The organism is Paenarthrobacter sp. YIM B13468, from assembly GCF_042788025.1.
In the GTDB taxonomy this organism is placed as follows: Bacteria; Actinomycetota; Actinomycetes; order Actinomycetales; family Micrococcaceae; genus Arthrobacter; species Arthrobacter aromaticivorans.
The window spans coordinates 25,845-44,620 of sequence record NZ_JBHZPI010000035.1 but is presented as its reverse complement, the minus strand read 5'-3'; the positions used below and the strand labels follow the sequence as shown (position 1 = coordinate 44,620).

General features: G+C 59.9%; 13 protein-coding genes. 10 read left to right on the top strand and 3 right to left on the bottom strand.

Translation table 11 applies throughout. The annotated features are described in order from the left end of the window. From ACFX4T_RS24140 to ACFX4T_RS24130, 3 genes are all read right to left on the bottom strand, one after another. Positions 1 to 578 (bottom strand): alpha/beta hydrolase (locus tag ACFX4T_RS24140; protein WP_377654806.1); only part of this gene is annotated, 578 nt, incomplete at its 3' end. A 1,135-nt stretch (positions 579 to 1,713) separates the two neighbouring features. After that, positions 1,714 to 2,499: an enoyl-CoA hydratase/isomerase family protein gene (locus tag ACFX4T_RS24135; protein WP_377654804.1), complete on the bottom strand. Its 786-nt coding sequence runs from the start codon at positions 2,497 to 2,499 to the stop codon at positions 1,714 to 1,716. Positions 2,500 to 2,724: 225 nt separating this feature from the next. Then, positions 2,725 to 3,726 (bottom strand): NAD(P)H-dependent flavin oxidoreductase, encoded by a 1,002-nt coding sequence (locus ACFX4T_RS24130; protein ID WP_377654802.1) that lies wholly within the window; start codon positions 3,724 to 3,726, stop codon positions 2,725 to 2,727. A 921-nt stretch (positions 3,727 to 4,647) separates the two neighbouring features. On the opposite strand from ACFX4T_RS24130, the gene leuA reads away from it, so the two are divergent. From leuA to ACFX4T_RS24080, 10 genes are all read left to right on the top strand, one after another. Further along, complete coding sequence (leuA, locus tag ACFX4T_RS24125) at positions 4,648 to 6,381, top strand: 2-isopropylmalate synthase (RefSeq protein ID WP_377654800.1); 1,734 nt, start codon at positions 4,648 to 4,650, stop codon at positions 6,379 to 6,381. A 1,413-nt stretch (positions 6,382 to 7,794) separates the two neighbouring features. Then, on the top strand, positions 7,795 to 9,933 hold the full coding sequence (locus ACFX4T_RS24120) for a 3-hydroxyacyl-CoA dehydrogenase NAD-binding domain-containing protein (protein ID WP_377654798.1): 2,139 nt from the start codon (positions 7,795 to 7,797) through the stop codon (positions 9,931 to 9,933). A gap of 361 nt (positions 9,934 to 10,294) precedes the next feature. Further along, positions 10,295 to 11,080, top strand: a complete 786-nt coding sequence (locus ACFX4T_RS24115) for a TetR/AcrR family transcriptional regulator (protein WP_377654796.1) — start codon at positions 10,295 to 10,297, stop codon at positions 11,078 to 11,080. A 579-nt stretch (positions 11,081 to 11,659) separates the two neighbouring features. Further along, positions 11,660 to 11,995, top strand: a complete 336-nt coding sequence (locus ACFX4T_RS24110; protein ID WP_377654794.1) for a hypothetical protein — start codon at positions 11,660 to 11,662, stop codon at positions 11,993 to 11,995. Beyond that, positions 11,992 to 12,918 carry an aldo/keto reductase gene (locus ACFX4T_RS24105; protein ID WP_377654792.1) on the top strand — a complete coding sequence of 309 codons (927 nt, stop codon included), beginning with the start codon at positions 11,992 to 11,994 and terminating at the stop codon, positions 12,916 to 12,918. The genes ACFX4T_RS24110 and ACFX4T_RS24105 overlap by 4 nt, the downstream gene beginning before the upstream one ends. Positions 12,919 to 13,059: 141 nt before the next feature. After that, entirely contained in the window at positions 13,060 to 14,232 is a 1,173-nt protein-coding gene (locus tag ACFX4T_RS24100) for a thiolase family protein (protein WP_377654790.1), read from the top strand. Continuing rightward, entirely contained in the window at positions 14,232 to 14,984 is a 753-nt protein-coding gene (locus tag ACFX4T_RS24095; protein WP_377654788.1) for an enoyl-CoA hydratase/isomerase family protein, read from the top strand. Before ACFX4T_RS24100 ends, ACFX4T_RS24095 begins: the two co-directional genes overlap by 1 nt. Before the next feature lie 180 nt (positions 14,985 to 15,164). Further along, the gene (locus ACFX4T_RS24090; RefSeq protein ID WP_377654786.1) at positions 15,165 to 15,938 is read left to right on the top strand and encodes an electron transfer flavoprotein subunit beta/FixA family protein; all 774 of its coding nucleotides are present in this window, start codon (positions 15,165 to 15,167) and stop codon (positions 15,936 to 15,938) included. 52 nt (positions 15,939 to 15,990) lie between these two features. Further along, entirely contained in the window at positions 15,991 to 16,980 is a 990-nt protein-coding gene (locus ACFX4T_RS24085) for an electron transfer flavoprotein subunit alpha/FixB family protein (protein WP_377654784.1), read from the top strand. 108 nt (positions 16,981 to 17,088) lie between these two features. Next, the gene (locus tag ACFX4T_RS24080) at positions 17,089 to 18,399 is read left to right on the top strand and encodes a cytochrome b/b6 domain-containing protein (protein WP_377654782.1); all 1,311 of its coding nucleotides are present in this window, start codon (positions 17,089 to 17,091) and stop codon (positions 18,397 to 18,399) included. The last annotated feature ends 377 nt before the right edge of the window (positions 18,400 to 18,776 follow it).

The window sequence follows — 18,776 nt, the reverse complement described above, 5'->3', positions numbered from 1 at the left end:
CGATGGAAGGCCGCGGTGAAGGCGCCTGCGCCACCGGAGCTGAAGCCGCAGATGACCCGGCCCTTCGGGTCATCCGTGAGCCTGACCTTGGTCCGGATGACCGGAAACAGTTCCTCTACGAGGTAGCGGGCGAAGTCTCCGCTGACAGTGTCATATTCGACAGCACGGTTTGTGTTGCCGCCGTAGATCGGGTAGCCCGGTCCCGTCTCCCCAGGGTTGTGGAACAGGCCCACGGTCATTGGGATCTCGCCAGAGTGCACGAGGTTGTCCAGCACCGTAGTGGCACGGACATGCTCTCCAACGTATTCCAGGCCGTCCAAGCAGACCATCAGGTTGACCGACTCGGCCTCCTCGGCACCATGGGGCAGGTAAAGGTAGACGCTGCTAGGGACGCCGGGGTAGACGGTGTGGCTGGTCCACCGGAAGTGGTAGTACTTCCCGGCAGGAACGCCCTCCTGCGGCAGCGACTCGGATGTCAGGCGGTACCCAGCCTCGATGTCGTTTTCTGATAACTCAACAGCGGCTAGGTCCTTGCCCGGGAGCTGACTCTCATCCAACAGGGTTGCTTCAGACGACATCCCGCAATGGTCAAGATCGACAAGTTCGAGCCCCGTCCTTCCTGTCTGCGAGTGGTTCATGGTGAAATACCCTTCTTCTTCTCAAGGTGGTCGAGATCTAGTCTCGAGGTCGCGTGCGGAGACGCTGCGTCTAGTCCGCAGCACGCTGGGATGGTTCTTCGAGTGAGCTCACTAGCGCCCTTGCTCGTTGGCGGTCTCCAGCCTCGATCGCTGCCGCCAGCTCGCGGAATCGCCCGACGAAGACCTCGGGCATGGTCGATTCGGGCTGGTTTCTCAAATTTCATCAGCCATGATGTCGGTGCTGCGGAGCCGAGTCGCCCGGTCCTTGACCTGGTCGCGGAAAGTCCAGCGTAGTGTCCCTGGAAGCACCGCGCCGCGGGCCTCATACTTTGCCCTCCGGCGCCCAACACAAACTATCGAATCCTAACGGCGATACTGTAAGGCCACGTTGAGATCGTGGTTGGCTCTGCGGCCATGGCCAAGATCGGCTTACGCATCCAGCTGGCTCCCTCTGCATGCACACCCTCAGATGGTCTCCTTACGTTGAGCCCGTAGTCGACGGCTGTAAAGTTCGTGCCGTTTGAGTGGTCTTGAGTGACCTTTGCGCTGCCAATCAGGACACGAATCCAAACCCTCACTTCAGCAGCATGAGTTGATTCTGCCCCAAGTGAACTGTTTGGCTAGTGGTGGTTTAACCAATCGGCGCAGAAGGATTTGGTCCTGTTTCAGTGTCCAAACCCACTACCTGGGGTGTACCCCGCTTCACGAGGAGCAGATGTTCATATTTCTGTGAATGGTGGCGGAAGTATTTAGGCCGGTGTTGGAAGTCGTTGTTACTTGTGATCCCGAACAGCGCTTTCGATGAGGTACATGGAGAGCTCTTCGACCTGATAGCCCAGCTCTTGCGCACTCCGGACTGCACACCCGTCACCCAGGCGTTAAACGATCTCCGGCTTCGGCCATGCGGTTATAAACTCTGGAGGGAAGGCTTCCGTGCCGGACATCGCAGGCAACGCTGAAGTAGCGCCCGACCTGGAAGAGTTGATTATCAAGGCATCCTCATGTGCCACTAGTTCATCACGGTTGAAGGGAGACGTGTGCGATCTTGCCCTCGATTGCGAAGGAGACTGTTGATTCAGTTACCTGTGAACGCGATGGCGTTGAGGTCTCCTTTGCTCTGAAACGTGTTAACGGCACGTTTATGGTCTTCAGTGGCTGCGAGGACTCCTTGAGCAAGACCCTCGCGATCCAGTGCGTCTCCGAGGGTGCCGTCTACTGAGCGGTTGGTAAGTAATTTGGTCAGTCCGACGGCCAGGGGGGCTCGTTGGGAAAGCGCTGCACAGTACGCGACTGCTCGGTCGTCAAAAGACTCACCCTCCAGCACTTCTGCGACGAACCCCAACTGTTTGCCCTCATGCGCGGAAAACCTGCGCATGTTCAGCACTGCGTCCTTGGCACGGTGCAGCCCGATGGATTGGGCGAGCAGGTACGTTCCTCCCATATCCGGCATCAGCCCCAATTTAACGAACGACTGCTGGAACCAAGCCTGCGGGGCGGCCACGATGAGGTCACAGGCAAGGGCAAGATTGAAACCAGCTCCCGAGGCAATGCCGTTCACGGCAGCCACCACCGGCTTCTGCAGATTGGACAGGCCTTCGGTAATCTGGCGGCCGTACGTCAGCACCTGGTTCATCTCCGCCGGAGTGCGTTCCCCCATACCTCGAATATCGCCTCCGGAACAGAACGCGCGGCCAGCACCAGTCAGCATCAGAACCCGCACCTCAGGTTCAGAAGCCGACCGGACAATTTGCTCCACCAGGGCACGCTTGACCGGATCATCGAGCGCATTCAAAGTATCGGGTCCGTCCAACCGACAGCGGAGCACTCCCGCTGCGGGATGGTCAATTCTGAGCTCTGTCATGCCGACACTCCTAGAAAGGAGCGGCGATCTACCACGAGGGTCGGGTGGTTGTGCCATCTGACGTCGCGGTTGGAGTACCTGCGGATCCGACTGCCACTACTTAAGCAATCTGCGACGGGCAGTACCGTCGCGTTTGGACCGACCCATGTCGCCGAATGGCTAGGCGGTACCACGCCTGCAATATCGAGTGCGTGGGTATGCCGCTGCGTCGCCATCTGCATTTTGCTAGGCGTCAACGGCATCGGAATTATCGCGGGTTTCAAAGGGTGGTCGGAATGCGGGAATCTGGCAGGCAGCTTGGTACTCGATACATAGGCGCTGAACCAATTCCGCTACGGAAGGAGCATCGGCGATGAGGTCAATGCCTTGGCCGGCACTCCAGATGTCACGCCATGGTCGGGTGTTGGGCGGCAGGTGGTCATAATTACCGCGGCCGGAGGAGACCGGCAGATCCTCAGGATCTAAGCCGACTGAGGCGAGTGAGGGCTTCAACCAATTGGCCGGAACGGCAGTTACGCTGCTCGTGTAGATCAGATCAGTCGACCTCGACTCCACAAGCATCCGCCGATAGTCCGGAGGTATATTCGCCTCCTTTGTCGCAATGAAGCGAGTCCCCAGATATGCAAGATCTGCACCGAGGATCTCTGCTGACCTAATCGCGGCGCCGGTTGAAATGGCTCCGGCCAACAGGACCGTGCCATCGAATATACTCCGCACCTGCGGAATGAAGACGAATGGGCTGAGTAGCCCGGAGTGGCCACCTCCTCCGCCCACAATGCACGTCAGGCCGTCAACGCCGGCAGAGATCGCCTTCTCAGCGAAACGCATGCTCGTGACATCGTGATAGACCTTGCCACCCCACCCGTGAACAGTCTGGGTGAGTTCGGTGGGATCGCCCATGGCGCTGACGATGACCTCCACCCCGTACCGATCGCAGAGATCAAGGTTTGCTCTCATTTCATCAGCGGCCCAGCGCCGAGAGAAATTCACTGCCAGAGGACCGATGATCGCAGCAGGATATCGTTCCTTATGCTGATCAAGACCTCTACGGATCTGACGGAGCCAATCCGCGAATTGTGCGGTGTCCACGGCGTTGTGTCTAGGCAAAACGCCCATAATTCCTGACTTGCATGCCTCCCGAACCAAGTCAGGCCCGGACACCCCTGCCATGGGTGCACACACGACTGGAAGAACGAGCGAGCTACGTTGTGCTGGATCCAGTGACATGTAATCCTCTGCTCTTTCGACCAGGAACCTGGCCGGCGATCTCGATTCACACTTCTGAGATAGCAGCATACGCCAATATAGTTGCGAGTCAATAAGTAAGTTAGTTTTTGGTTAGCAACGGTAGCGCTTTACTATCACAGGCCTAAACAGTGTCTGTGGCAACTCGGCCTAAGCCGCTCCCTTTCTGGAATGCGTTGACCTTGGCAGAGATGCGTGCCGATTTTCATCTGCCAGAAGGGACAGTTGAGGACCAGCCGTGCCGGTCCGGCCAAGCCGCCCACCCGCCCGGACCGGGTTCGGTTCGGGGCGTCAAGGCCTACTCATCCAGAGCCATCCGAACCCACCTACGCGATCCTGGCATCGTCGCTGTTATCCCGCAGTCCTCCGACCAGATCGGTCACCGGAGGCGGCGAGGATTCGCTGGCGGTTGAGCCCCGGGCTTCGACAAAGAGGACTACAGGGCCGCAATTTCGTCGAACGAAACTTCAACACCTTCAAACAGTGGAGAGCCCTGGCAACCCACGACGACGCGCTCGTGCACTTACCTGCAGAGGAGGAGCTGTCCTCAGGGCAATCAGCGTCTGGCTGTCAGCATTAGGAGCTCGGGAGCCTCTCCGTGGGGTTGCGGGCTTGAGAAAACGGCCTTGTGGGGTGGCCCGGGTAACGGGCGGATGCGGGCGGCGCCGCGGTCGATGCCGCTTTGTCTTAATGCTTAGAGCCCGTCTAGGAGCGTGACGTGAAGGGCTTCCAGGGAACCGTGGAGGAACACCCGTGCTACACTCCAAGGGTGCGTGCAGAGTTCCTTCTTCTTAGCTGCCGCGGCGAGGCCTCAGACGCGATCTAGCGCAAGGCCCATCCTCGCCGCGGTGTTGGCTATGCCCGGCCAATCTTCCACCAAGATTAGAGAAAAGGCCCCACGCCATGCGCAACGCACAAAAACCCTCAGGAATGCCTATTCACCGGTACCTTCCATTCCAGGACCAGATCAGTGTCGAATTGCCTGACCGCACATGGCCCGACAAAATCATCACCAAGGCACCGCGCTGGTGCGCCGTTGATCTGCGCGACGGCAACCAGGCGCTCATCGACCCCATGAGCCCGGCCCGCAAGCTGAAAATGTTCCAGCTGCTGGTCAAGATGGGCTACAAGGAAATCGAGCTAGGGTTCCCGTCCGCCTCGCAGACCGACTTTGACTTCGTCCGTCAGCTCATCGAGGGCAAACACATCCCGGACGATGTCACCATCCAGGTCTTGACCCAAGCCCGCGAGCACCTGATCGAGCGAACCTACGAGTCCCTGGCCGGCGCGAAGCGGGCCATCGTGCACCTCTACAACGCCACCTCCGTGCTGCAGCGTCGGGTGGTGTTCAACCAGGATGAGGATGGCATTCTCGACATCGCCCTGCATGGCGCCCGTTTGTGCAAAAAGTACGAGGAAACGCTCGTTGACACGCACGTGATCTATGAATACTCACCGGAATCCTTTACTGGTACGGAACTGGAGTACGCGGTGCGGGTGTGCAATGCCGTCGCCGATGTTTTCGAGGCCTCCGCTGACAAGCAGGTCATAATCAACTTGCCTGCCACAGTGGAAATGGCCACACCCAATGTCTATGCCGATTCCATCGAGTGGATGAGCCGGCACCTGCACCCGCGCGAAGGCATCATCCTGTCCATGCACCCGCACAACGACCGAGGAACGGGCGTTGCGGCCGCCGAACTGGGATACATGGCCGGGGCCGACCGGATCGAAGGGTGTTTGTTCGGCAACGGCGAGCGCACCGGCAACGTGGACCTGGTCACCCTGGGCCTGAACCTTTTCGTCCAGGGCATCGATCCAATGATCGATTTCTCGGACATTGAAGAGGTCCGCCGGACTGTGGAGTACTGCAACCAGCTGCCGGTCCCGGAACGTACGCCTTACGGTGGCGACCTCGTTTTCACGGCATTCTCAGGCTCCCATCAGGACGCCATTAAGAAGGGTTTTGAAGCCCTCGAAAAGGACGCAACCGCTGCGGGCAAGGCTGTGGACGACTTCATCTGGCAGGTTCCATACCTGCCGGTCGATCCCAAGGACCTGGGACGCAGCTACGAGGCCGTGATCCGCGTCAACTCCCAGTCCGGCAAGGGCGGCGTGGCGTACTTGCTCAAGAACGAGCACAGCCTTGACCTGCCGCGTCGGGCGCAAATCGAGTTCTCCAGCGTCATCCAGCACCGCACCGACACCGTAGGCGGGGAAGTCAGCGGCGCGCAGCTCTGGCAGATCTTCCAGGACGAATACCTGCCCTCCGATAAGGCTGACGGGCAGTGGGGTCGCTACTGCCTGGGCGGGGTCAAGACGGAAACAGATGACGACGAGGGCATGACGCTCCGCGTCTCACTCACCGTGAACGGCGTACACGTTCAGCGCGTCGGCACGGGCAACGGCCCAATCGCTGCCCTCCTGACCATTCTCCAGGAGGATGGCGTGGACGTCCGGGTTCTGGACTACAGCGAGCACGCTCTCTCCGAGGGTGGCAACGCGTTGGCTGCAGCGTACGTGGAATGCGCCGTGGGGAAGCGCGTGCTGTGGGGCGTCGGCATCGACGCCAACACCAGCACGGCGGCGCTCAAGGCAGTCATCTCCGCCGCCAACCGCGCTGTCCGCGACGCTTAGGGCTGCAACGGCGTCCATCGACGGCGTCGGTGTTTCCGGGCGCGGCAGGACTCCCTCCCGTCGTGTCCGGAATCCTCGACCTCGGTCACTGGGTCAGGCCCAGCTTTGCGATCTGTCGGCTCCTCCATGGACGAAGACCCACAAAGCGTTCGTGCGGTTCCTCGTCATGAGAGGAACCAGCCTCGGGGAAGCGACCGCGATTCAAATTGCCTACATCGATCTGGCAGCACGAGTACCGGCCGCAAGAATCGCGAAAGCATCAAAACGCGACAACACTTTGGGCCACTACACAGGTACGCCGAAGACCGGCACAGACAAACGCACCATCGGAATCGACAGGACCCTCGTAAACCTCCTACCCCTTACTGACAGGCAACAGGTTGAACTGCTTTCACCACACGAACAGGTGGTCTGCATCAGCCACAAGGCACTGTGGCAACATGACTGGGACCATGCGGGTCATGTCACTGCCGGCCGATCTTGCTGTACGTTATACGCTTCGTACTTTGGTAAAAGACGGCATCACGATAGCTAGAACGAAAAGACCCAAATCAATGTCATCATAGCGAGGCAGCGAAGTCCCAGCCCACCATCGTTCCGGCGCAGCACGTAGGGGATGGGATTGTCGCAGCCCTCGCCCGCGAGAATTGTCTGCTTGAATGAGGAACTGGCCGAACTGGATGCGCGCATCAGTGAGGAAGTCACTGAACGCCAGCACCTCGAGTGGCCGTTGAGCATGCCCCGGTTCGGACCCGTCCTTGCTGTGGAATTCCTTGGTGACACCGGCGGAGACCTCACCGCCTTCGGGTCCGCCGGCCGACGCTACGGCCGGCGGCTCTTGCGAGTTTTTTACCTCTCCGGGCTTTTGGCGCTGAAGGTTCGAAGGGAAGAACCCATATCCAGGCGATGCTGTCACGTGCCCGGCATCGACTCGATGTCCTCTGGCGAGGCTTCGCGACGGAGCTACTTACACTCCAGCATCGGGACGGCGGCGTTCCTGGCAGCAATGATGTGGCGATCGCCTTCGTGGCTTTGTCCGAATTGGAAGCGCCCTTCGGTTGATCACAACCGTGCATACTGCTCGTTCGTCGATAGGGTACTTCTGCGCGCTATATCTGTGAATGGCCCACTCACTGCGCTTGCAAAATGCTACGCAGAAGGTCATAGTTGACCAACAAGTATTATCTTTACGACGCAGGCAAGGGCGTATGCGAGCGAGGAGCTCGTCATCATGCACTGGCCGGCTCCGCATGTGTTGGCCTTTCTGCACGACGACGATTCCCACGTTTTGTCTGCTGCAGAATTGCGAGTCGGCCGCCAAGGTTTGCATGGGTCACGATGCTCTTTCGTAACGTGTGCCTCGATCCGCTCCTTCGCACTGCTAGTTGCGACTCTCAACGCTAGGAACGACTTATGACACTGCCGCCTCGCGCAATGACCCAACCCGGTGATCTTGGTGCCCAACCTATCCGCCGCCTGTCGGCAAACGCACAGCTGACAGAAGTGCAACTGCCTGGAGCAGGCACTTTCGCTCTTATCACGCTGACCGGCGGTGAGGGCAAACCCGCTACCTTTGGGCCCGAGTCCCTGGAGGCGTTACGGGGGCTGCTTCAAGAAGTGGCGGAACGGGTGGACGCCGGACATGTGACCGGTGTTGGCATTACTGGCCAGAACCGGTTTTTTGTGGCCGGTGCAGACCTGAAGGCTTTGAAAGGCTTAGAGGACTTGGAATCAGCCCGAGCTATAGCACGCCTCGGTCATCAAGTGTTTGGCGCCCTCTCCGCTATGGACGTCCCAACCTTCGCCTTCATCAATGGCGTGGCCATAGGAGGCGGTCTGGAAGCTGCCTTGGCAGCCCGCTACCGCACAATCTCGACGGGTGCAAAGGCCATTTCTCTGCCCGAGGCGTACCTCGGCCTTGTGCCCGGCTGGGGCGGCGTGCACCGACTTCCTCGACTCATCGGGCCAGCTAGTGCCGTGAAGGTGATGATAGAGAACCCGCTGAGCAACAATAGGGTTCTTGACGGTCAGTCAGCATATGAGCTCGGCATCGCAGACGCTATATTCGACGGTCCTGATTTCCTTAGCCAGTCCCTGGCCTGGGCGGACGGTATTATCACCGACACGGCACGCAGGCAAGAACTTGACCAACGCCAGGCCTCTTTTGCAGGCTCATCGCAGGAGGAATGGGACGCGGCCGTGGCCGCGGGCCGGGCCGTCGTTGAGTCAAAGACGTCCAATGCCGCCCCTGCCCCTGCTCGCCTGCTGGAGCTCCTCGAGCTGGGCAGGAGCCTGGACCAGGCACAATCTGCAGATTTAGAGGCCAACGTACTCGGTGAACTGATCCTTACACCGCAGTTTAAGGACTCCGTATACGCGTTTCTTGACGTTCTGCAGCGTCGAGCCAAGAACCCGTCCTTGGCACCAAATCAGGCGCAGGTCCGACCGATCGACAAGGTCGGCGTCGTCGGCGCGGGACTAATGGCATGCCAATTAACCCTACTGTTTGTACGGGAGTTGCGCGTCCCAGTGGTGATGACGGACCTCGACCAGGACCGTGTAGATAAAGGTGTGAGTCACGTCCACGCCCAGGCTGACAAACTGTTTGACCAGAAGCGCATTTCCTTGGACGACGCCAAAGGCATTAAAGCCCTCGTCAGCGGTTCCGTTTCGAAGACCGCTTTGTCTGACGCTGACTTCGTGATCGAAGCGGTCTTCGAAGACCTCGCCGTCAAGAAGCGAGTGCTCGCTGAGGTCGAGTCCGTCGTTTCCGAAAAGTGCGTTCTTGCTACCAATACGTCGTCGCTGCTGGTGACCGAGATGGCCGCTGACCTACTGCACCCGGAGAGAGTCATCGGATTTCACTTTTTTAATCCGGTCGCCGCCATGCCCTTGCTCGAGATCGTTCAGGCAGCCAAGACCAGCGATGAAACCCTGGCCACAGCGTTCGTCCTCGGCAAAAAGTTGAAGAAGACCTCGGTGCTCGTCCGAGATGCTACGGCATTCGTCGTGAACCGCGTGCTCCTTCGGCTGATGGCGGAGGTATTAAGGGCTTTTGACCAGGGCACCCCTGTAGACGTGGCGGACAGGGCACTCAAGCCCATGGGCTTGCCGATGACTCCATTTAGCCTTTTGTCCATGATTGGCCTTCCAGTCGCGCAGCATGTTATCGAGTCCCTCCATGACGCCTTCGGCGACCGGTTCCCCGTGTCCGCCAATGTTCAGAGACTCATCGACAACGGCATCACTTCGCTGTGGACCAATGACGCTGCCGTCGGCCCACACATACCACGGTCCACCTTGGACATTCTCGAATTTGCTGACTGTCCGGCCACTTCGGAACAATTGCTTGAGCGTGTCCAGGACGCCTTGGCTCAAGAGATCGGGCTTCTGCTCGACGAAGGAGTAGTCGGCTCGGTGGAGGACGTGGACCTATGCATGATGGCAGGCGCGGGCTGGCCGCTCCACTTAGGCGGCATCACGCCCTACCTGGACCGGACGGGCGCCTCCGAGAGGGTCAATGGGAAGCCCTTTCACCTCGACAAGCGGTGAGCTCTAGCGGCAAAGACTAACAGTCGTGCCCCCATCGTGTGTGAGGGCTCCTCACGGCGGGGGCTTTCGGCCCGCTCGCGTGCGATCGGTATGATTTATTGGTGCGACAACCAATTGCCCGATGCCGCAGAACGGGACGTTCAAGGTCGGGCCTGGGTTGCCACTACTCCGAGGAAGGCAAAGTATCGGTATTGCTGGAGCTGCGGCGCCGGCATCGAGGCCTACTCGCGTCATCGTTAGCCTTGCCCGCCAGTATCGGAGTTGCCGACCTGCTAGATTCAATCTTTGATTGTGGATCACTTAACAACTTCCGATTGCTGATAAGTAAGTCGCTACACGGGGTTGTTCCAAGGAGTGCTACATGGGTAAAGAGCAGGCAATGCAGGAAGCCGTAGGATCGCTTGCGCGGAGTGCGGCTGGTCAGGACAGGGCTGTTTTGCCGAGGCCGTCCGCGCGGGGGAGCGTGCGGGCAGGAAGTGATGGGGCGCCACCTGCGGTTCCTCGGCGCCGCACGCAGCAGGAGCGGCGTGAGGAGGCGGAGGGGCGGCTTCTGGCCGCTGCCCTGACATTACTTTCGCGTAAGGGTTGGGTTGGAATGACCTTGGCGGATGTCGGTCAGGCGGCCGGTTACAGCCGGGGACAGGCTGCTCAGCACTTCGGTAGTAAGGGCGCGCTTTTGCGGGCGTTGACCTTGCACATCACCAACTCGTTCGCCGACGAGATGCAGGCTGCGCCGACGCAACCCGAGGGGCTGCAGGCGGTACTGGGCTATGTCCGCGTCTACCTTGGGCGCAGTGATCCGAAGTGGACAAACACCCGCACATTGCTGCTTCTGCTGGCGGAGTCCTTACTGGAGAACTCGGAAACAGCCGGAGTCGTCGCCGAATACAACCGGGAGATGTTTTCGTGGTTGGAGGAGAACCTGCGGGTGGGAATTACCCGGGGCGAGGTGCGCAGCGATATCGATCCCGCGCTCGGGGCTGAGTTCGTCGTTGGCGCTATGCGGGGCCTGGCACTACAGCGTCTACTGCAGGGCCCGGTGGCAGACATACGTGGCATCAGGGATCAGGTAGTGCGATTAGTCGAACACACGTTCGCAGCACCGATCAGCCACGACCTGAACGAAGAAGCAAACAATCAACGATGACATCCGAGAGATGCCCCATCAACGGCGGTAACCTTCCCCAATAGACCCTCCGACGTCCAGCTACCGGGGACCCATGCGCGTCACCGTGATCTCGGCTGTCAGACGTAAACCTCGAGGGGCTTGCCGCGAGCGCTCCGCCCCAGACCTTGGCAATGTATTTTTGCCCAGGATCCTAACCGAAGACCAAGGTAGCTCTCTTCTTCTCGAGACAATAGTTCTTCGACTCGGTTTCTTTGCCTGCCGCTTTGTCGCTGCGCCCCCGGGACTGCAAGAACACTCCTCGGCTCTATATTCGCTCTGGAGCGTCGCACCGTCGTCGGAACCTGGCCCACCCACCGGCGCATCGGACGAGACCAAGGCGCAACGCTGGCTTTCAGGAGAACCAGGGTCGGAGCTGGAGCACCGGAGCAGGCCCTTCCTACCGTTAATCCTCTGGTGCTGGAGGAAAGCACTACACATCTTTAGAAGTCCCTACTACTTGCTTATCGATCAGCAAGTGATATGGTTGACGGCACTTGATCGATTGCCGTCCAGGCCCGGACTCTCGCTCCACTTTCGTGGGGCAGAACTGGAGTAACTATGACCGACCGCGTAATGATCGCTGGAATTGGAACGACATCTCTTGGGAAGTTCCTCGATCGACCTGGGAGGAGTCTTTCTGAAGAGGTTGCGCGAGTGGCGCTGGCGGATGCTGAAATCGGCGCTGAGCGTGTTGGTCGAGTTTTCTTCGCTAACGCCGAACTGATGAACAGCCCGAGCGGCGGATTGATCACCATGGATCACCCCATTGGGCCGCCCGGGACCGCCCAATTATCCGAACTGGCACAGCAGCTGCGCGGGGAAACGGGTGGCTACGGCCGCGGTGGTCTCCATCCTCGTCGCCTAAAGGTGCCGGGAAAAGGGTTGAGTCGATGATTCGTTATGAAGAACGCTTTCTCACCAGCTCGGGTCTGCATAGTACGGTCTTGGGATTTGGCGCTATGGAGCTGCGCGGGGCTTCGCACCGCGTGCCTCGTTTACTCGATGAGGGAGTTGCGGAATTGCTCCTAAACACTGTCCTGGACGAAGGCATCGGATTCATCGATACTTCCATCGACTATGGCGAGAGTGAGGGGCTTATAGGGCGCTATGTAGGTCATCGTCGCTCGGAGTATCTGCTTGCGTCCAAGGTGGGCTGTCCGTTGGACCACCAGCCTGACGGCCCGTCCAACGGCCCTCTAGTCCATGACTATTCGCCCGCGAATGTACGCGCAGGAATCGAGCAAAGCCTCTCGCGTCTTCGCACTGATTATTTGGACCTGGTGCAAGTCCACATAGGACCGTCTGTGGCGGTTCTTCAGCGTGACGACGTGCTGGGGACACTGGAGCGTGCCCGGGAGGAGGGCAAAGTGCGGGCGATCGGCATATCGTCGACACTTCCGAACCTCCTTGACCACATCGATCTGGGCGTATTCGAGACCTTCCAAATCCCGTACTCCGCACTCGACCGTTCTCTTGAAAACTGTCTTCCGCTGATCAACGCCACCGGTGCCGGCGTCATCGTGCGGGGAGGCACCGCGCGTGCACCGCTGGCCAAACAGACCCCCGACGGCCGGGCTGATCTCCGCTTTGACGATCTGTTCGAGGGGGACGACTTGCAAGGATTCCTCCTTCGCTTCGCGATGACGCGGCCCGAAGTGTCAACCGTGATTGTCGGGACAGCCTCTCCTGAACATGTCCGGGAGAATGCCAAGGCCGCGGCTCGAGGAAGCCTTGCCGGGGACGTATACGCAGAAGCACAGCGGCGACTGGACATTGCCGGATTCCGCACTTCGCAGCTAAGCAAACAGACCTTTTGATTACGCCCCGGAGAGACCTGGTCTTTACTACGCCAAGCGGCCCGATACAGAACAAGTCCACGGCCTCTTGGGCTCGGTCGCTCGCGCTTTACCTTCTTAGTCACTCCAACAATTCACGTTAACAGCAATGGAGAACCAACAATGGAGAAAATCATCCTCCTGGACGGTGCGCGCACCCCCATCGGCAGTTTCGGCGGCATCTTTAAGGACGTCCCCGGCCATTTGCTTGGGGCGACCGCCAGCAAGGCAGCCTTGGAACGCTCCGGTGTTCCCGGCGACGACATAGACGAAGTCGTCATGGGTTGCATTGGCCAGGTGGGGGCCGATGCTTACAACGCCCGGCGGGTTGCCGTGGCGGCAGGATTGCCGACACGGGTTCCGGCCTACAACGTAAACCGGCTCTGCGGCTCGGGCCTGCAGGCCATCTGGTCGGCAGCTATGGAAATGCAGTGGAACCAGCTTGACTTCGCCTTGGCTGGCGGCAACGAATCCATGACGCGGATGCCCTACTACGACTTCGGCGCACGCCAAGGCTACCGTCTTGGCGACCGTTCTCTAAGCGACGGCACCGTCATGATGCTCACAGACCCTTTTGACGGCACCCACATGGGGGTCACTGCCGAGAATGTAGCCAGCAAATACAATGTCTCCCGCATGGAGCAGGACGAGTTCGCTGTCGAATCTCAACGCCGCGCAGCTGCACCCGAGGCCCGGGCGGCCTTCGCTGAGGAAATTACGCCAGTCGATGTCGCCGGCCGCAGACCTTTCACAGCCGAGACGGATGAGCACCCCAAACCAGAGACAACCGTGGAGACCTTGGCGGGATTGCGTCCTGCCTTTGCCACTGGTGGAACCGTAACGGCCGGCAACGCTTCGGGCATCAACGACGGCGCCGCGGCCGTGGTCTTGACTCGCGAGTCAGTTGCTACCGAGCGGGGTTTGAAGGGCTTGGTTAGTCTCGAGGCTGTAGCCACTGCCGCCATGGAACCCGAACTCATGGGGTATGCACCTACGCTTGCGTTGAGGTCACTGTTCGAGAAGACCGGCACGACGGCAAAGGACATCGGTTCGATTGAGCTTAACGAGGCCTTCGCCTCACAAGCGGTCGCTGTCATCCGGGATGCCAAGCTCGATCCTGCCCAGGTCAATCCCTACGGTGGTGCCATTGCCTTGGGCCATCCAGTCGGTGCAACCGGGGCGATCCTGACGCTCCGTCTTGCGAAGGACATGGCGCGCCGGGACTTGGAGCTCGGAATTGTCACCATGTGCATTGGTGGAGGACAGGCACTCGCAGCACTCTTCCGGAGGATCTGATGCCCAAGCCAGTCACTTTGACAACGACCGGCGGCGTCGCACACCTGCAACTCAACCGCCCGGAGGCAGCCAACACGATCAATATGCCCTTCGCGGAGGCGCTCGGAGAGGCGGTCGACCGCATCGCTGAGGACGATGCTGTTAAGGCGGTCTTGCTGACCGGTAACGGCAAGCGGTTCTGTGCTGGTGGCGACATTTCTGCGTTCGCAGAGTCCTCAGACCGAGGCGGATTCCTCTCTAAGCTGGCGGCCACGATTGATGGGGCTGTACAGGCACTCGAAGCGCTGCAGAAGCCCGTGGTGGCGGCCGTTCAAGGCGCTGTTGCCGGTGGAGGGCTTGGCATAATGCTGGCCGCCGATGTGATAATCGCAGCGGAGGGTACAAGTTTCGTGTTTGCCTACCCTTCTATTGGCCTCACTCCGGACTGTGGCACATCCGTGAGCCTTTCTAAGGCAATGGGTCTACACCGTGCACTGGCCTTTGCGTTGTCGGGCAGGCCATTGGACACCAGTCAAGCGCTCAACCAGGGACTTGTTACAGAGGTCGCCGTCGACCCAGTGGCCCGCGCTGGTGAGGTGGCCTCGGCCTGGGCATCCGGCGCGTCCGGTGCGCTCGGCGATGTCCGAACAATGCTGCGGCAGGCCCCTGGCCTTTCGCGGGCGGCGATAGGCGAACGCGAGGCCTCGACCATCGGCCGGCGTATGGCTACCGACGAGGCTCAAGTTCTCGTCCAGTCATTCCTTGGCCGTTGACTGGCGCGTGCTACCGCTTTTCGCGTTCTGAAAGTCCCCGTCTGACCCGTTCTCGACCATCCACCTTTGAATCCGCACTAGCGCCCAAGAAAATAGTTGTTGAACAACTAGTTTTTTAGACTAACTCCCCGTAAGTTGGATTCATGAAAGCGGCAGCTATAGCCCCAAGGAAGGTTCTCCATGAAGATCGTTGTGTTGACCAAGCAGGTTCCGGATACTTGGTCTGATCGTAAGATCGACCTTGAATCCGGAATGCTGGACCGCGGTGCGTCAGAGGCCGTGCCGGACGAGATCAATGAACGGGCGCTGGAGAATGCCCTTCGGCTCAAGGATTCGCGCGAAGATACCGAAATTGTGGTGCTCGCTATGGGGCCGGAGGACGCGGGCAAGACCCTCCGGAAGCTGTTGTCAATGGGCGCTGATTCGGCGGTGTTGGTCTCGGACGGTGCCTTGGCGGGTTCCGATATGGTGCAGACAGCGCGGGTTCTGGCTGCCGCCGTCGGAAAGCTCGGATCGGTGGACCTGGTTGTCGCCGGAAACGCGGCCACGGATGGGCGAGGCGGTATGGTCCCTGCAATGGTGGCCGAGATTCTGGGGTGGCCGGTGCTGCCTTCCTTGGATGAGCTGACAATCGCCCCGGATGCCGTATCGGGTGTGGCTCAGATCGATGGCGGTGTTTTGCGCTTGTCGTCAGGTTTGCCAGCCGTAGTGTCGGTCACGGAGAAGTCCGCGGATGCGAGGTTTCCAAACTTCAGGGCGATTATGGCCGCGAAGAAGAAGCCGTTGGTCGGTTGGTCGCTGGACGATGTGGGAATCGCCGCCACTCCGGAAGTTGCATCGGTGATGGTCTCGGCGTCGGCCCGGCCTGCTAAGAAGGCTGGCCCGAAGGTTGTCGACGACGGCACTGCGGCAGCGCAGCTGGCAGAGTTCCTGGCGGCAAAGCGCCTCATCTGAACTAGGGCGATCTCTTTTTGACACAGACGTTATAAAGCTGAAGGAAAACACCATGGCAAACACCGGAAATGTTCTGGTCCTGATAGAGACGACCCGCCAAGGATCGCCGAAGTCCACTGCGGCGGGCCTGCTGAGGCTGGCGGCTGACATTGGCGATCCCGTAGCCGTGGCGGTTATTGCCCCGGGGCGATCGGGGGACCTGGTCGCTGACCTGGGGACACTGGGAGCGACCCACGTGTACCTGGTCGAATCGGAGACCGCCGGCACCGAGCTGGGATCCGCGCAGGTCGGTGCCCTTGCGGATGCGGTCCGTGAGTACGGGGCGAGCCTGGTTTTGGTTCCGGCGACGAACGATTCGAACGCTGTAGCTGGCAGACTCGCAATCGTGGCTGGCGGTTCCGTGGCCGCTGACGCAGTCGCTGTTCGTTTTGATGAGGAGAGTCAAGAGACCATTGCTTTCCATTCTGTGTTCGGAGGGGACTTCACAACTGAGTCGACAGTGGAGGGTGGTCTGATGGTGGTCACGGTGCGTCCGGGTAGTACAGAGGGCGCGGCCGAACCCGTCGCATCTCCTGAGGTCACTACGGCTGACATAGCAACGATGACGGCGAAAGGCGCCACGATCGATGAGGCCGCCGAGGCCGGGGCGAATACAGGCCGGCCGGTGTTGAGGGGTGCGAAGACCGTTGTTTCGGGCGGACGCGGTGTCGGTTCAAAGGAGGCGTTTAGCCTCGTGGAGGACCTTGCCGACGCGTTGGGGGCCGCGGTGGGGGCCTCGCGTGCTGCTGTTGATGCCGGGTACGTGCCGCAGTCTTACCAGGTTGGCCAGACTGGTGTGACGGTAACGCCGCAACTGTATGTGGCCCTGGGGATCTCGGGGGCGATCCAGCATCGGGCTGGGATGCAGACTTCCAAAACGATCGTTGCTATTAACAAGGATGAGGATGCTCCTATTTTTGACGTCGCGGATTTCGGCGTCGTCGGGGACGTGTTCACTGTGGTCCCACAGCTGATCGAGGAGATCAACAACAGGCGCCGTTGACCGCAGCCGGCAGTCCGCTCCCTGTCCAGGACCATGATCACCGGCCCGGGGGAGGCCCCCCAACCAATTTTTAAGCGAAGTTGATACCCAGTTGAAGGACCGAGATCTATGACCAGCGATGAGAACCCCGTACATGCACCGAAACGGCGTCGCATGGCTGGATACACGCCGCTAACCACCGAGCACACCGACGGGGAGTCCGTGGCCGACATAGGGGATGCCTCCACTTTCGTCGACAAGGCGCAGGTCGAGGAGATGGACCTGCCCGCGGACGAGGCGCCGCATGAACGGGTGCAGCGGGAGTCTGCAACTGAGCATGCTCCTGCACGCAAGCGCCGGATGGGCTCCGCCTCGCCGGCTGCTGAAGCGCAGGAGGTGGAGGCGCTATCGAATACTTCAGCGGATGCCGCCCAAACGGGTTTGGTCACACCGACGGCCACTGCGTCCCCTTCGACTCGTTTGGGCGGCACAAAAGGTGCGGCCGGAAGCGTCCCCCCGAACAGGTCGACCGTGGCCCGTTCGGCATGGCGGAAGCCAGCCGTGATTACGGCCGTTCTGCTGGTTCTAGGCCTTCTTGTGGTGCTTGGCGCCCGTTGGTTACGCACCCTTGACGGTGTCCAGGATTTCCTTATGGCCTATGACGGGCACGCATGGCAACCCGAAGTTGCTCCGGACGGGATCCCGCCCTGGCTGGGCTGGCAACACTTCCTCAACTTATTCTTCATCGTACTGATCATCCGCACGGGTCTCCAAGTACGTACGGAGCGAAGGCCTCCTGGCTACTGGACTGCGAAGAAGGACTCGTTCTTCTCGCCGAAGGGCAATAGCCCCAAAAAGGTCTCATTGTCCCAGTGGCTGCACCAGAGCCTTGATGTGCTCTGGGTGGCCAACGGGATGATCTTCTTCGTGCTGCTATTCGTCAGCGGGCAGTGGATGCGGATCGTACCGATGAGCTGGGACGTCTTCCCAAACATGCTCTCAGCGGCCATTCAATACGCCTCGCTGGACTGGCCTGCCGAAAACGGCTGGCTGCACTACAACGCACTGCAGGTAATGGCCTATTTCCTCACCGTGTTCGTCGCCGCCCCGTTGGCGGTCATGACAGGCGTCCGGATTTCTACCTGGTGGCCCGAGCGCGCCGAGCGCCTCACGAAGCTGTACCCGGTTGGATGGGCGCGAGCATTGCACTTTCCGGTGATGCTTTACTTCGTTGGTTTCACGGTGGTGCATGTGTTCTTGGTGTTCTTCACCGGAGCATTGCGGAACCTGAACCACATCTACGGCTCCCGGGACGTCGTGGACTGGTGGGGCCTCGCCATTTTTCTGGTCTCCGTGCTGGTCATCGCCGCAGCTTGGTTCCTGACCAGACCACTGTTCACGACACCCATCGCAGCGCGCCTGGGCAAGGTCACCAAGTAGTTTAAACACACTCGTTTCCGTCGCAGATGTGAGTGACGTTCCGAAACTGCGGCTCCTGAGTAGGGCAGAAGGCGGCGTCGGCGCCTGACCAGGCCCGTGGGCTTGTCGAGTTTCGCGGCTGGGTTTCGTTAGAACCTGGGTCCGGATTTAGTCAGAGTGCGTGTGGCTCACCGGATCTCATACGATCCCCGGGGATCAAATGCCGTGTAACCCGTGGTTTCGCGGATTCAGCACAGGCAACGGCCGGCAATATCCCGCCGTTGCCTGTGCTGATTTTGGGCTGCTGATACGCCCGAGTCTTCACCATACGTATCGTGCCGTTCAAACGTTACGACCCGGAGGCCAGGAGTGTGGTCGGCCAGCCCTAATAGATCCCT

What these genes read in the sequence shown, in the direction of transcription:
- ACFX4T_RS24135 (WP_377654804.1), bottom strand. Translation starts at nt 2,499, where the DNA reads ATGACAGAGCTCAGAATTGACCATCCCGCAGCGGGAGTGCTCCGCTGT.
- ACFX4T_RS24130 (WP_377654802.1), bottom strand. Translation starts at nt 3,726, where the DNA reads ATGTCACTGGATCCAGCACAACGTAGCTCGCTCGTTCTTCCAGTCGTG.
- leuA (WP_377654800.1), top strand. Translation starts at nt 4,648, where the DNA reads ATGCGCAACGCACAAAAACCCTCAGGAATGCCTATTCACCGGTACCTT.
- ACFX4T_RS24120 (WP_377654798.1), top strand. Translation starts at nt 7,795, where the DNA reads ATGACACTGCCGCCTCGCGCAATGACCCAACCCGGTGATCTTGGTGCC.
- ACFX4T_RS24115 (WP_377654796.1), top strand. Translation starts at nt 10,295, where the DNA reads ATGGGTAAAGAGCAGGCAATGCAGGAAGCCGTAGGATCGCTTGCGCGG.
- ACFX4T_RS24110 (WP_377654794.1), top strand. Translation starts at nt 11,660, where the DNA reads ATGACCGACCGCGTAATGATCGCTGGAATTGGAACGACATCTCTTGGG.
- ACFX4T_RS24105 (WP_377654792.1), top strand. Translation starts at nt 11,992, where the DNA reads ATGATTCGTTATGAAGAACGCTTTCTCACCAGCTCGGGTCTGCATAGT.
- ACFX4T_RS24100 (WP_377654790.1), top strand. Translation starts at nt 13,060, where the DNA reads ATGGAGAAAATCATCCTCCTGGACGGTGCGCGCACCCCCATCGGCAGT.
- ACFX4T_RS24095 (WP_377654788.1), top strand. Translation starts at nt 14,232, where the DNA reads ATGCCCAAGCCAGTCACTTTGACAACGACCGGCGGCGTCGCACACCTG.
- ACFX4T_RS24090 (WP_377654786.1), top strand. Translation starts at nt 15,165, where the DNA reads ATGAAGATCGTTGTGTTGACCAAGCAGGTTCCGGATACTTGGTCTGAT.
- ACFX4T_RS24085 (WP_377654784.1), top strand. Translation starts at nt 15,991, where the DNA reads ATGGCAAACACCGGAAATGTTCTGGTCCTGATAGAGACGACCCGCCAA.
- ACFX4T_RS24080 (WP_377654782.1), top strand. Translation starts at nt 17,089, where the DNA reads ATGACCAGCGATGAGAACCCCGTACATGCACCGAAACGGCGTCGCATG.